This window comes from Streptomyces sp. NPDC001941, assembly GCF_040296945.1.
Classification (GTDB): domain Bacteria; phylum Actinomycetota; class Actinomycetes; order Streptomycetales; family Streptomycetaceae; genus Streptomyces.
The window spans coordinates 45,084-57,069 of the sequence record NZ_JBEOYE010000045.1 but is presented as its reverse complement, the minus strand read 5'-3'; the positions used below and the strand labels follow the sequence as shown (position 1 = coordinate 57,069).

The 11,986-nt window shown below is 71.6% G+C and carries 12 protein-coding genes and 1 CRISPR repeat array (1 of these 13 running past the window's edge); of the genes, 3 read left to right on the top strand and 9 right to left on the bottom strand.

From position 1 onward, the window contains the following. Positions 1–135: a CRISPR direct-repeat array (repeat unit 28 nt; unit sequence GTCGTCCCCGCGCCTGCGGGGGTAGTTC); it reaches 1,235 nt to the left of the window's first position. 439 nt (positions 136–574) lie between these two features. Further along, positions 575–1,159 carry a TMEM165/GDT1 family protein gene (locus tag ABT160_RS27280; RefSeq protein ID WP_351650460.1) on the top strand — a complete coding sequence of 195 codons (585 nt, stop codon included), beginning with the start codon at positions 575–577 and terminating at the stop codon, positions 1,157–1,159. A 278-nt stretch (positions 1,160–1,437) separates the two neighbouring features. Here the strand turns inward: ABT160_RS27280 and ABT160_RS27275 are convergent, their stop codons facing one another. Together ABT160_RS27275 and ABT160_RS27270 are read right to left on the bottom strand one after the other, a co-directional pair. Continuing rightward, positions 1,438–2,886: an APC family permease gene (locus ABT160_RS27275; protein ID WP_351650478.1), complete on the bottom strand. Its 1,449-nt coding sequence runs from the start codon at positions 2,884–2,886 to the stop codon at positions 1,438–1,440. A 334-nt stretch (positions 2,887–3,220) separates the two neighbouring features. Then, entirely contained in the window at positions 3,221–4,429 is a 1,209-nt protein-coding gene (locus ABT160_RS27270; RefSeq protein WP_351650459.1) for a saccharopine dehydrogenase family protein, read from the bottom strand. Positions 4,430–4,582: 153 nt separating this feature from the next. Between ABT160_RS27270 and ABT160_RS27265 the strand changes: the two genes are divergently transcribed. Further along, positions 4,583–5,299, top strand: coding sequence for a TetR/AcrR family transcriptional regulator (locus ABT160_RS27265; RefSeq protein ID WP_351650477.1), 717 nt, complete (start codon positions 4,583–4,585; stop codon positions 5,297–5,299). A gap of 72 nt (positions 5,300–5,371) precedes the next feature. Here the strand turns inward: ABT160_RS27265 and ABT160_RS27260 are convergent, their stop codons facing one another. Then, the gene (locus ABT160_RS27260; RefSeq protein ID WP_351650458.1) at positions 5,372–6,022 is read right to left on the bottom strand and encodes a TetR/AcrR family transcriptional regulator; all 651 of its coding nucleotides are present in this window, start codon (positions 6,020–6,022) and stop codon (positions 5,372–5,374) included. A 93-nt stretch (positions 6,023–6,115) separates the two neighbouring features. On the opposite strand from ABT160_RS27260, the gene ABT160_RS27255 reads away from it, so the two are divergent. Next, complete coding sequence (locus tag ABT160_RS27255) at positions 6,116–6,532, top strand: hypothetical protein (protein WP_351650457.1); 417 nt, start codon at positions 6,116–6,118, stop codon at positions 6,530–6,532. A gap of 87 nt (positions 6,533–6,619) precedes the next feature. Here ABT160_RS27255 and ABT160_RS27250 read toward each other — a convergent pair whose 3' ends face one another. From ABT160_RS27250 to ABT160_RS27225, 6 genes are all read right to left on the bottom strand, one after another. Continuing rightward, positions 6,620–7,744: a ParB/Srx family N-terminal domain-containing protein gene (locus tag ABT160_RS27250; RefSeq protein WP_351650456.1), complete on the bottom strand. Its 1,125-nt coding sequence runs from the start codon at positions 7,742–7,744 to the stop codon at positions 6,620–6,622. 185 nt (positions 7,745–7,929) lie between these two features. Continuing rightward, the gene (locus tag ABT160_RS27245) at positions 7,930–8,811 is read right to left on the bottom strand and encodes a hypothetical protein (RefSeq protein WP_351650455.1); all 882 of its coding nucleotides are present in this window, start codon (positions 8,809–8,811) and stop codon (positions 7,930–7,932) included. Between the two features lie 133 nt (positions 8,812–8,944). After that, entirely contained in the window at positions 8,945–9,148 is a 204-nt protein-coding gene (locus tag ABT160_RS27240) for a hypothetical protein (protein ID WP_351650454.1), read from the bottom strand. 167 nt (positions 9,149–9,315) lie between these two features. Next, on the bottom strand, positions 9,316–10,104 hold the full coding sequence (locus tag ABT160_RS27235) for a MerR family transcriptional regulator (protein ID WP_351650453.1): 789 nt from the start codon (positions 10,102–10,104) through the stop codon (positions 9,316–9,318). Between the two features lie 110 nt (positions 10,105–10,214). Then, the gene (locus tag ABT160_RS27230) at positions 10,215–11,348 is read right to left on the bottom strand and encodes a serine hydrolase domain-containing protein (RefSeq protein ID WP_351650452.1); all 1,134 of its coding nucleotides are present in this window, start codon (positions 11,346–11,348) and stop codon (positions 10,215–10,217) included. A 185-nt stretch (positions 11,349–11,533) separates the two neighbouring features. Next, positions 11,534–11,947, bottom strand: a complete 414-nt coding sequence (locus ABT160_RS27225) for a MerR family transcriptional regulator (protein ID WP_351650451.1) — start codon at positions 11,945–11,947, stop codon at positions 11,534–11,536. Positions 11,948–11,986: the final 39 nt, after the last annotated feature.

Sequence of the window (11,986 nt, the reverse complement as noted above, 5' to 3'; positions counted from 1 at the left end):
GCGGGGGTAGTTCCACCCGGCGCGTCTACCACCACCGCCGCGTCGAGTCGTCCCCGCGCCTGCGGGGGTAGTTCCTGCCGGGCGAGGACGTCCCGGAGGTGCGCCGCGTCGTCCCCGCGCCTGCGGGGGTAGTTCCCAAAGACCCACGCATTAGTTCCCTCACTCCTTCCCCGACCCGTCGACCCCGAGACGGGCCCGGACCCTTGTCCTCCTGGCTCGGGCAGGAGGAGCACCCGTGCCGCCTTCTGCAGGCACGTGGATCGCCTTCCCAGTCCCCGACGCCTCGCGTCGCGAACCGGGCCCCGATCGCCACAGCCCCGCCCCGTGCCTTACGATGGGTGAAGCGAAGGGGAGTAGTCCTGCGACACCGCTGGTCGACATACTGGACGGTCTGACCGTCCCGGCCATCGGGCCCGGCACACAATGCCGTGGTGGACGAGACCTTCGGCCATGCATGACCCATGCGTTCCGCATTCCCGTGCGGGACGGTCGTCGTGCTGGGCCGAACGGTGTCCCGTCGCCCCCTGGGTGTCGTACGAGCCAGTCGGCCCGGCCCCAGCAGAAAGCCCCACCGATGACTCTCGACCCCCTGGCGATCCTCACCGCCTTCGGGCTGATCTTCCTCGCCGAGCTGCCCGACAAGACCATGTTCGCGTCGCTCGCCATGGGCACCCGCATGCGTCCGCTGTACGTGTGGATCGGCACCTCCACCGCGTTCATCGTGCACGTCGCCCTCGCCGTCGGCGCGGGGAGCCTGCTGAGCATGCTGCCGAACATGGCCGTCAAGCTGGTCTCCGCCGCCCTCTTCGCCTTCGGCGCCGTCGTCCTGCTGCGCAGTGGCGGCGACGAGGACGACGACGAGGCGGGCGGCAAGACCGTGACCGGATTCTGGCCGGTGTTCGGCACCGCCTTCATGGCCGTCTTCATCAGCGAGTGGGGCGACCTCACCCAGATCACCACGGCCAACCTCGCCGCCACCAACGGCTGGCTGCCCACCGCCATCGGCTCCGCCGCCGCCCTGATGTCCGTCTCGGCGCTGGCGCTGGTCGTGGGTCGTTTCATCGCCAAGCGTGTGCCGCTGAAGACCGTGCAGCGCGTCGGTGGCGTGTGCATGGCCGGCCTGGCGGTCTGGACGCTGATCGAGGCCTTCACCGGGTAGGCGGCACCGGCTCCGTAAGGGCCTCTGTGTGCCGCACACCGCGCGCGGCACACAGCGCCCTTGCCGACCGGGTCCTGCCCCGCCGCGAGCGAGAGCCACCCTTCGCGGCGGGCCGGTCCAGACCAGTGAAGCAGGGCCGGCTGGTCGGCGCGATGGGAGGCGGCCACAGAATCCGGGTCTCCTGCGTCACATCCGTACAGAGGATCATCCAAGAGGGTGATCGAAATCATTGCCTCATATTTGCGAGCCGACCTCGCGGTGTGGGGTGGAACCTGCGGTCAGGCTCCTACAGGCGCCGCGTCGCCCATCGGCTCCTCCGCCGCCACGCTCGGGCGTTCCGCCCAGTACGTGGTCGAGACGCGTCGCCACACGAACATCACCAGGACGCCCGTCGCGGCGATGCCGATCCCGATGACCAGCGGCGGGCCGAGCCCGAACCAGGACGTGCCACTCGCGGAGCTCGCCGGGTCGGCCATGTCCGCGACCGATTCCACCAGCAGCCAGGCCAGCAGGGCCGCGCCGGTGAGCGGGCCCAGGCCGAGGAAGAGGAATTCGCGGATGCTGCGCAGGAGGCGGTGGCGGTAGTAGACGGCGCAGGCGATGCCGGTGAGGGCGTAGTAGAAGGCGATCAGCAGCGACAGTGCGGTGACCGAGTCGACCAGGGCGTTGCTGCTGACGGCGTTCACCGCGAGGTACCAGGCGATCGCGACGACGGCGACCCACCAGGTGCTGGTGTGCGGGGTGCGGAAGCGCGGGTGGATCCGGGCGAAGTGCGCGGGCAGGGCGTGGCGCCGGGCCATCGACAGGACGGTGCGGGAGGCCGGGATGATCGTGGTCTGGGTGGAGGCGAGCGCCGAGGTGCAGATGGCGAGGAGGACGACCCAGTCCCAGCCGCCCATGACCTTCCCGGCGAGCAGCGCGAAGACGGCTTCGCCCTCGTCGGCGTTGTCCGAGAGGTAGGCGGTGCCGGCGTAGGCGACGACGGCGGTGCCCACGGACACGTACGTGACCAGGAGGACCACGGTCGACCAGACGCCGGCCTTGCCGGAGGCGGTGGCGGAGTCCTCGACCTCCTCGGTGAGGTTGACCGCCGATTCCCAGCCCCAGTAGATGAAGACTCCGAGGAGCAGTCCGCCGGTGAGTGCGGCGCCGCCGGAGGCGAAGGGGTCGAGCCAGTGGAGTTCGGGGGTGAGTGAGCCGGTGAGGGCGGTGCCGTCGTGGACCCGGTAGAGGGCGACCGCGGCGAAGACGAGCAGGCAGGCGACCTGGGCGAGGACGAGGACGTTCTGCAGCCGGGCGGACGCCTCGGTGCCGACGACGCAGACCGCGGTCATCACCAGGACGAGCAGGACGGTCAGGCCCTGGTGGATCCAGGCGGTGTCGGCCCAGCCGTCCAGGCCGACGGTGAGCAGCCCGAAGGTGACGGCGACGTCGGCGAGTGAGCCGACGACGAGTACGCCGGTCATGGCGACGGCCCAGCCGCCGAGCCAGCCGGCCCACGGGCCCAGGGCCCGGGTCACCCAGGAGAAGGTGGTGCCGCAGTCCTGGTCGGCCTTGTTGAGGTAGTAGAACGCCGAGGCGATCAGCAGCATCGGCACGAACGAGGCGAGCATGACCCCGGGGGCGGTGACGCCGACGAGTGCCACCAGCGGGCCGATGACGGCTGCCAGCGAGTAGGCGGGCGAGGTGGAGTTCAGGCCGATGACCAGGGCGTCGGTGAAGCCGATGGCGCCGGCCTTGAGCCCGGGGGTCGCAGTGGCGCGCCCCTGGGCGTGTTCGCGGTCCTGTTCCCGGTTGCGGTCGCGGGGCCCTCGGGGGCCCTGACGTCCGTCGGGCGGGTCGGTCCCCGCGATCAGGTCGGTCAATGTATCTCCTCGCCTCGGGGGGCTGCCTCGGTGGGTTGCCTCGGGATGGGTGTGGGGGCGGATGCGTGCGGGGGTGCGCGGGTGGTACGTGCGGGGTGCGGCGCTGGTACGTGTGCGGTGCGGGCGCTCGTACGTGCGCGGTGAATCGGGGCGGCCCCGGTCCCGTGCGCGCGTCGCACGGGACCGGCGGGTTCCGCTACTGCTCGCGCAGGCCCCAGGGCGAGCCGTACTCGACGAGCAGGTCCAGGAACGGGCGCGGGGCCAGGGCCTCGGCGCCGAGGACGCCGGTGCCGCTCCAGGTGCCGTTGGCGACCAGTTCCAGGGCGACGACGGGGTTGATGGCGGTCTGCCAGACGACGGCCTGGGAGCCGTACTCGCGCATCGACCACTGGTTGTCGACGACGTGGTAGAGGTACACCTCGCGCGGGGCGCCGTCCTTGGTGCCCTTGACCCAGGTGCCGGCGCAGGTCTTGCCGTGCATGCGCTCGCCGAGCGTGGCCGGGTCGGGCAGGCAGGCGGCGACGACGTCGCGCGGGGAGACCTCGGCGCCGCCGACGGTGACCTTCGCGGTGCGGTCGAGGCCGAGCTTGTGGAGGGTCTTGAGGGTCTCGATGAACTCGTCGCCCAGGCCGTACTTGAAGGTGACGCGCTGCGCGCCGACCCAGCGCGGGATGAGCAGGACCTCCTCGTGCTCCACGTTGACGCACTCGACCGGGCCGATGCCCTCGGGGAAGTCGAAGACCTCGGGCTCGCTGAACGGCGCGGTGGTGAACCAGCCGCGGTCCTTCTCCCAGATCACCGGCGGGTTGAGGCACTCCTCGATGGTGGTCCAGATCGAGAAGGAGGGGGCGAAGTCGTAGCCGTCGACGGTGAGGTTGGCGCCGTCGCGGACGCCGATCTCCTCGATCTCGTCGAAGAGCTCGTCGGCGGCGTAGCGGGCGAAGACGTCCGAGAGGCCCGGCTCGACGCCGACGCCGACGAGGGCGAGGAGGCCGGCCTTCTCCCACTCGTCGGCCCGCTCGAACTGTCCGTCGCCGAGCTTGACGCCGCACTCCTCGTAGGGGCGGTCGGGGTGCGGGTAGGACAGCGACATGGCCATGTCGAGGTAGTTCGCCCCGGCGGCAAGGGCCGCTTCGAACAGGGGCAGCACGAAGCGCGGGTCCGTGGCGTTGAGCAGTACGTCGCAGCGGTGCTCGGCGATCAGCGCGGTGACGGCGGTCTGGTCGGAGGCGTCGACGCGGGCGGCGCTGAACCGCGTCTCGTCGGTGCCGAGCGCGGCCACGGCGGCCTCGGCGCGGGAGAGGTCGTAGTCGGCGACGACCATGTGGTCGAAGAAGGAGCGGCGAGCGGCGATCTTCGTGATCGCGGTGCCCACACCACCCGCACCAACAAGCAGTACGCGCATGGCAGAAGTGCCCTTTCGTCGGAGGACCAAGGTCCTCGGGTCGCTTCATGAAAGGTCCACCTCCCGGACAACGTCAATTGCGTTGGCATAAGGTGTGCCAACGCCGCTGGCGTAGCATGAGTGCAGGCAGACACCGTGGAGGGGCTGGTTCCGGTGGCGAAGAAGGTGGTCCCCGACGAGGACAGGCGGCGCAGGCGGCCGACGAAGACGGGCGTGGTCGTCACGCACGGGCTGATCGTGGAGACGGCGCTGCGGATGCTGCACGAGCACGGCCGCGAGGGCCTGACCGTACGGCGCCTGGGCACCGCGCTCGGCGCGGACCCGAGCACGTTGTACCGCTACTTCCGGGGCATCGACGACCTCACCCTGGCCATCTCCGACGAGCTGATCGGCCGTGCGCTGCGGGCCTGGCGGCCGGGCGGCGACTGGCTGGCCGACCTGCGCGAGGTGGGCCGGCGGATCTACACCGCCTACCTCGCCCACCCCGAGGCCGCGGTCCTCACCGCCAACCGCGTCAGCGGCCGCTCCAACGAGATCGCGGGCGACGAGAAGATCCTCGGCATCCTGCGCTCGACCGGCCTGCCCGACCCCGAGGTCGTACGGATCTACCAGGCGTTCGTCGACCAGGCGCTGGCCTTCGCGGCCCTGGACGCGGCGAGCCTGGCCATGCCGGAGGCGGCCCGCACGGCGGACGCGGAGGTCTGGCGCGCCACCTACGCCCGCCTGCCCGCCGACACCCACCCGCACATCGCGGCCACGGCCCCGCTGCTGGTCGCCCGGATGAACGACAGCGCGTACCCGACAGCGCTCGGGATGCTGCTGGAGAGCGCGGAGCTGGCGGTGGAGCGGGCGCGGGCGGCGGCGGTCTGAGGCACTGACCCCGGCGGGGTCAGCAGACGCGCTGGTACGGGCTCAGGCCCGCGCGGAGTCGCGCCAGCGGCCTCAGGCCCGCTCGGAGTCGCGGCGCCCCGGGGTGGTGAGGTAGGCCATCGCCATGTCGGCGAGTTCGTCCGCGTAGCGGCGTACCTCCGCGTCGCCCTCCACCGGGTCGGGGCGTACGGAGTTGTGGAAGCAGGCGCCCAGGACGGCGCGGGCCGCCGTGTCCAGGGCCGCTTCCGGGTCGGGGCGGCGCACCTCGTGGAGGTGGGGGGCCGCCGCGGCGAGGACCAGGCGGTGGAGCTCGGTGATGGTGCGGGCGCCCCGGTCCAGGGTGCCGGTCCCGCGAGCGCGCAGCAGTTCGGGGAAGAGGGCGCGGTGGTCGGCGAAGGACCGCAGCAGGGCGTGGGCGAAGGCGTCGAGGACGCCGGAGAGCGAGGGCCCGGCCGCGGCGAGCCGCTCGGCGACGTACTCCTCGCGCTGTTCCAGCATCCGCTCGGTCAGGGCGGTGACCAGCTGGTCCTTGTCGTCGAAGCGGCGGTAGAGGGTGCCGACGGCGACGCCCGCGCGTGCGGCGACACCGGTCATCGTCATCGCGTCGAGGCCGGTGGAGGTGGCGATCTCCTCGGCGGCCCGGAGCACGCGCGCGAGGGTCGCGGCGCTGCGCGCCTGCCGGGGCTCCCGGTAGGGAGCGGGGCGCTCCGGCTCGTGGGTCATGCCCGGAATCGTAACGGCGGGGCGCCCGCGCGCCTGACAGCACGGGTGGCGGAGGCAGGCGTTCGGCGGGCGGTGACGGGGAACCCCTCCCCCATGACGCCCACAGCGGGAGACGGCGGGAGCGAGGGCGCTGCGCCCCGGGAGGACCTGGTGCGGCGCGCGGCGCCGTTCCTGCCCGCGGGAAGCGAGATCCGGCAGGTGTTCCTCTGCCAGAGCGCGCCGAACTTCGCCTTCTTCGTCATCACCTATCTGACCGGCCTGACGATGTTCCGCAACGCGTACCGGTGCGTCGCCGTCACGCGCGACGCCCTGTACGTACTGGACAGCGCCAAGTGGTCCGGCGGCTCCAGGCCCCGGCGTCTGCTGGCCGTGCTCCCCCGCGCCACCCGTCTTGGCCCGGTGGCCGGGCGCTGGGCGCGGGTGGAGCTCCTCGGTGAGCGCCACTGGGTCCACGTACGCTTCCACGCCCAGGTCGAGGCGGCGGACCGGGAGGCCGGGGCGCCGGGTTGAGGGCGTGTGGCGGGTGGTTGAGGGCGTGTGGCGGGTGGTTCGCGACGGGGTGGGTCCGCCGCGAACCGCCCCGCATGGGTGGGGCGTTCAGCCCTTGATGCCGTGCGCCTTCTTGTACTCCAGCATGTACGCGATCTTGCCCGGCTTCTCGTCCGCGTACGGCTTCGACAGCTTGGCGAACTCGCCCTTCTCCGCGGCCTTTCCGTCGTTCCACGCCTTCAGCGCGCCCAGCTGGCCGGCCGTGAAGCCGTCCGTCACCACCGAGTCGGCGGGCAGCGCGGTCTGCGCGTGCGAGATCTTGTCGACGGCGGCCAGGTAGCCCGGCAGCGTCGTGAGGTCGCCGCCGAGGGCGTCCGGCTGCGTCCCGCGCACCCAGTTGCCCCAGTAGAACTCCTGGAAGGGGATGGTCCCCGCCGTGTAGCCGATGTCCCGGGTGAAGTACAGGGCGCTGCGGTACGGGTCGTTCTGGAACCGCTTCAGGCCGACGCCGCCGGGCAGGCTCCACACCGATACGGGCTTGCCCTTGGGGTCGCGCGTCCACACCCACTTGTTGGCCTGCATCTGCTTCCAGAAGGCCGAGGGCGACAGCTTGGAGAGGTTGCCCAGGACGCGCAGGCGCACGTGCAGGTTGGCGCCGCCGTCGCGGGTCTCGTAGAAGGACGTGAGGGTGTGGTGGCCGTCGGTCAGGTACGGGACGCCGCCGGGGCCGATCACCACGGTCTTCATCGGCGCGATGCTCTCGGCCGTCTCCGAGCCGACCGGGACCTTGCAGGTGAACGACTCGGGGTCGTCCAGACGGGCGTCGGGGCGCGCGGACGCGGCCTCGACCTGGCCGTTCGCCTCGCACCAGTCGTCGAACTTCTTGTTGATCTTGTCCTTGCCCAGCGTGTAGCGGCCGAGCTTGTAGTAGACCTCGTCGTAGCCGAGCGAGGGCTGGGTGGCGTGGACGTCGCCGATGCGCACGTCGAGCAGGTCGCCCGGCTGCGCGCACAGGTACGACAGCCACTGGACCAGGTGCTGGGCGCGGCACAGCAGCGGGTACGGGCTGGAGTCGGCGGCGGCGGTGCTCCCGCTGGTGCCGGTGGCGGCGGCACCGGTGGCGGCGCCGGCCGTCGCACTGCCGGCGGCGACGGCGGCCACGGTGCAGGCGGACAGCGCGACCAGGCGCAGGGACCGCTGGGACCGCCGGGTTCGACTCGTGCGGATGAGCACGGGAGCTCCTTGTTCTCGGTGGATGGCGTGAGGATGCTCCACTCCGTACATGGTGCGGACCCGGCGTCGGGGCCACGCGACGGCCAATCCCCGGTGAACGACGGGTTTCGGGGGCGCGGCCGTCCGCTGGGCGGCCGGACCACCACGCCGCGCGCGGAATCGACTGAGCCGTCAGGGAGCGGCTGTCAGAACGAGCCCTTCGTCCAGGACAGCCTCGGCCGGAAGGAGCGCGGGCCGCCCAGCTGAGGGCGGCCCTCCATGCTCGTGCTCACCACCGAGGTGCCGTAACGGCCCGCGTTGCCCGCGACCTCGAACAACTTGGCGTAGCCGGGAAAGGTCACGGGGTACCACTCGCTCCCCCGTCCGCGGGTCGTGACGTTCACGTCGACCCCGAACACGCAGTCCTGGCTGCCGGTGAGGAACGTGAGGTCGAAGGCGCGGGCGTCGAAGTTCTCGCCGCCGTCGAGGTAGACCGTCTTCGCGAAGGCGTTGCCGGAGAGGTAGTGGGCCGGCTCGCCGGTCCGGGGGTCGGCGGTGGTGCCCGCCAGCTTCCACGGCCTGGGCACCGGTTCCGTCAGGTCGAAGGCGACGGTCGTAGGAAGCGACTCGCCCCCGCTGTCCCCGAAAGCTGGCGGCACGACCAGGGTGCCGGTATGCCGGGAGGGATGGCAGGAACGCTTGGTGACGCGCATGTTCTGGATCACCACAGTGCCCTCGTGAATGGGGAAGACGGTCACCCGTACCGTCCTCTCCCCGATGGGGACGCCCTTGTTCTCGGTGAACCAGTCGACGTATTCCGACGTCATGAATCCGGCGGACGGCAGACCGGTCGCCTCTGTGGTGCGTCGGACGAACGCGAAGCCGCCTCCGTAGAGGAGGTTGGGTTCATCGGCCGTGATGCTGATCGCGGGGCCGACGAAGTGACGTCGCTCCTCTTCTTCCTCCTCCTTGTCCTTCTTGCGTTCACGGTCCTCCGCCTGCTGGGCGACGTTCGCGCTCTGTATGGCGGCCGGAAGGCCCCAGATGGCAACGATCGAGGACACGACCACCCCAAGGGCACCGATCACGGCGAAGCCCTTCAGCGTCAAGTCCCACCATCGACCGCGTCCCGCCGACCCGTCTCCGTCTCCACCGCCGCCCACGCGATCGGGGGTACGCGGATCGGGGGAGGCCGGATCCGCGCTCCCCCCTGGGGCTCGGTCAGGTGAGTCCCCCGTCGGTGCGGGCGCGGGTGCGGTCGGCTCCGGGGGCGTTGCGGGTGGTGTCCGCGAGGGTCGCGGGACCGGCGCTCCGGGATCCGGCGGTTCCGGTCCCCGTGGCGGGGTCGGCGGTGAAGGCGTCGATGCCATGTGGTCCCCCCGTGGTGGTGCCGTCGACACGCGCAACTCGTAGCTCGCGCGTCACAGTAGGCGCATCCTGCTTACGAGGCTGGTGGTGCGGCCGAAACTGACTCATACATGGCCCTCACCAGTCCGGAACGGACCCGGATGCACCCTCCCTCGGCCAACGCGGAGGACGCGCAGCCCGTGTGTGCGCGAGGCTGCCGGGGCCGCCGGACCGCTACTGGACCCCTACCGGACCGGGATCGCGACCCCCGCCGCCCGTAGTCTCGCCTCCACCATCGCCGTCAGGCGGGCCGAGTTCTTCAGCTCCTCCTCGCGGTGCGAGCTGATCATGTCGTAGCGGGCCGAGGCGTCGGCGGACGGCTGGAAGTCGGCGGGCAGGGCGAGGAGTTCGGGGTGGGCCAGGAGGTTGTCGGCGAGGGCCTTGGCCAGGTCTTCGAGGCGGGGGTCGTCGGGCGGCCAGGACTCCGCCTCCCAGCCGCGCTTCTGGAGGTCGACGTACTCCGGGTCGTCCAGGCGGTGTTCGAGGCCGGTCAGGAACGTCTCGTACACCTCGGGCGCCAGGGCCCTGGACAGGATGAGGACCTCGCGCTGGGCCGCGACGTAGTCGGGTGCGAAGCCCAGGCCGGCCAGGCGGTCCAGGATGGCCCTGGCGCGTTCCGGCAGCAGTAGCCGGTCGGCGTCGGCCAGTTGTCGCAGGCTGTTCCGACGGGCCGTCAGGTCGGCTATTTTCGCGGTGAGTTGGGCTTCGACGTCCGCGACCCCCGCGGTGAAGTCGTCCGCGTCCGAGTCGAGGAGGGCCCCCACCTCCGCCAGCGGCACCCCGGAGGCCGCCAGGGTACGGACCTGGACGAGGCGCAGCAGCTCGGCCGAGCCGTAGCGGCGGTAGCCGGAGCCGTCCCGGCGGGGTTCGGCGACCAGGCCGTGCCGGTGGTAGACCCGTACGGTCTTCACGGTCACCCCGGCGAACGCCGCCGCCTGGCTGATGGTGACCCCGTCCGCGCTGTTGCCCGTCATCCGTCCCCCGCCCGCTCGTCCCGGTGCGTCGAGCGTAGCGGGCGAGGGTACGCGGGCCAGGGCGCGGGTCCCGAGGGGGTGCGGGACCCCGTGCCCGGACCGTACGGGCGTCATCCGCGCGCTTCCCGCTCGCCCGGGAAGACGGCCTTGAGCAGGTCGTCGAGCAGCGGCGGGAACTCCGCCGCGGCGTTGATGTCCGCGTCCCCGGTGGTCAGCGAGCCGGTCAGCGTGGAGCCGCCGTCGGGGGTGGCGTACATCAGGGTCGCGTAGCCGTTGACGCTGCCGTTGTGGTGGTACACGGTGCCGCGCCCGTCGCCGAGGTCCTGCTCGAACAGGCCGAGGCCGTAGGGGACCGGGGCGGTCGGGTACGGTGCGCGCATCTCGGCCAGCAGGTGGTCGGGCACCAGCTTGCCGGACATCAGCGCGGAGATGAAGGCCGCGAGGTCCTTGGTGCTGGAGACCATCTCGCCGCCCGCGCCGACCCAGGACGGGTCCTGGCGGCTGACGTCGAGCACCTTCCACTCGTCGCCGTCCTGGTAGCGGTGGTAGCCGTGGGCGTGCGGACCGTGGATCTCGGGGTCGCTCCCGGGGACCCGGGTGTCGGTCAGGCCGAGCGGCTGCATGACGCGGCGGTCCAGCTCCTCGCCGTACGGCCGGCCGGTGAGTTGGTGGATCAGCAGCGAGGCCAGGACGTAGTTGGTGTTGGCGTAGCTCCAGTCCGTGCCCGGCTCGAAGCGCGCGGGCTTGGACAGCGCGAACTCGACCAGTTCCTCGGGGCGGTAGGAGTGGAAGCGCTCCGCCACCCACTCCGGTCCCTGCCAGGGGATGCCTTCCACGACGGTGCCGTCGGGGTAGTACTCGCCGGTGAAGTTGAAGACCCCGCTGGTGTGCTGGAGCAGCATGCGTACGGTGATGCGGGGGTCCAGGTCGAACCGGGTGAGGTGCCCCGCGATCGGCTCGTCGAGTCCGATCAGGCCCTCGTCGACCAGTTGCAGGACGACGGCGGAGACGAAGGTCTTGGTCGCGCTGCCGATCCGGAAGAGTCCGTCGGTCGACGGCGGCTCCTGGAGGCCCAGTTCGCGCACCCCGGCACTGGCGGTCCAGTCGCCCCGGTGGTCGCGGATCCGTATCTGCATGCCCGCGAAGCCCTTGTCGATGAACGCCTGGAGGGCCTGGCGGACTTCGGCGCGGTCGGTCGGTGCGGAGGTGCGGGTGGAGGGGGTGGTGAGGGCGTTCTCGCTCATCGTCAGTCATTCCTCAGGTGTGAAGGGATGTCCCCGCCGCGGTGCGGAAGCGCGGTCCGCGAGCGCCTTTCCCGGCCCCCGCCTGCGCGTTTCCCGCGGCGTTGAGATGAGTCTCCGGCCTGACCCAAGGTCAAGGTCAACCCTCTTCCTCCCGCCCTCCTTTCGCGTCCGCTCGGACCGTGGGATCAGACCGCGTGCAGGCTGGTGAGGACGTTCGACGTCACCGTGCGGATGGGGGCCTCGGGGGGTGCGCTCTCCGTGGCGCCCTCGGTACGCAGTTCGTGCAGCAGCCGCTTGGCCTGGGCGAGCAGTTCCTGCTGGCGCTCGATGCGGCCGATCTGCTCGTCGAAGCGCTGACGCGCGTGCGCGCAGGTGGGGCCCGACGGGGACTCCACGCAGGGCAGGACCTCGGCGATGGCGGCGATGTCGAGGCCGACCTGGAGCAGGAGCTTGATCTTGGCGATCTGTTCCAGCGCGCTGGGGTCGAACTCGCGGTAGCCGTTCCCCGCCCGGCCGGAGGTGAGCAGCCCGACCTTCTCGTAGTAGCGGATGGAGCGGGCGCTGGCGCCGGAGCGTTCGGAGAGTTCCCCGATCTGCATGGCGTTTCCTTTCTGCGGAGGGCGGGTCGGGGCCGGACC

Excerpts from the sequence above, each read along its gene's own strand:
- ABT160_RS27280 (WP_351650460.1), top strand. The coding sequence starts at position 575 with ATGACTCTCGACCCCCTGGCGATCCTCACCGCCTTCGGGCTGATCTTC.
- ABT160_RS27270 (WP_351650459.1), bottom strand. The coding sequence starts at position 4,429 with ATGCGCGTACTGCTTGTTGGTGCGGGTGGTGTGGGCACCGCGATCACG.
- ABT160_RS27260 (WP_351650458.1), bottom strand. The coding sequence starts at position 6,022 with ATGACCCACGAGCCGGAGCGCCCCGCTCCCTACCGGGAGCCCCGGCAG.
- ABT160_RS27255 (WP_351650457.1), top strand. The coding sequence starts at position 6,116 with ATGACGCCCACAGCGGGAGACGGCGGGAGCGAGGGCGCTGCGCCCCGG.
- ABT160_RS27235 (WP_351650453.1), bottom strand. The coding sequence starts at position 10,104 with ATGACGGGCAACAGCGCGGACGGGGTCACCATCAGCCAGGCGGCGGCG.
- ABT160_RS27230 (WP_351650452.1), bottom strand. The coding sequence starts at position 11,348 with ATGAGCGAGAACGCCCTCACCACCCCCTCCACCCGCACCTCCGCACCG.
- ABT160_RS27225 (WP_351650451.1), bottom strand. The coding sequence starts at position 11,947 with ATGCAGATCGGGGAACTCTCCGAACGCTCCGGCGCCAGCGCCCGCTCC.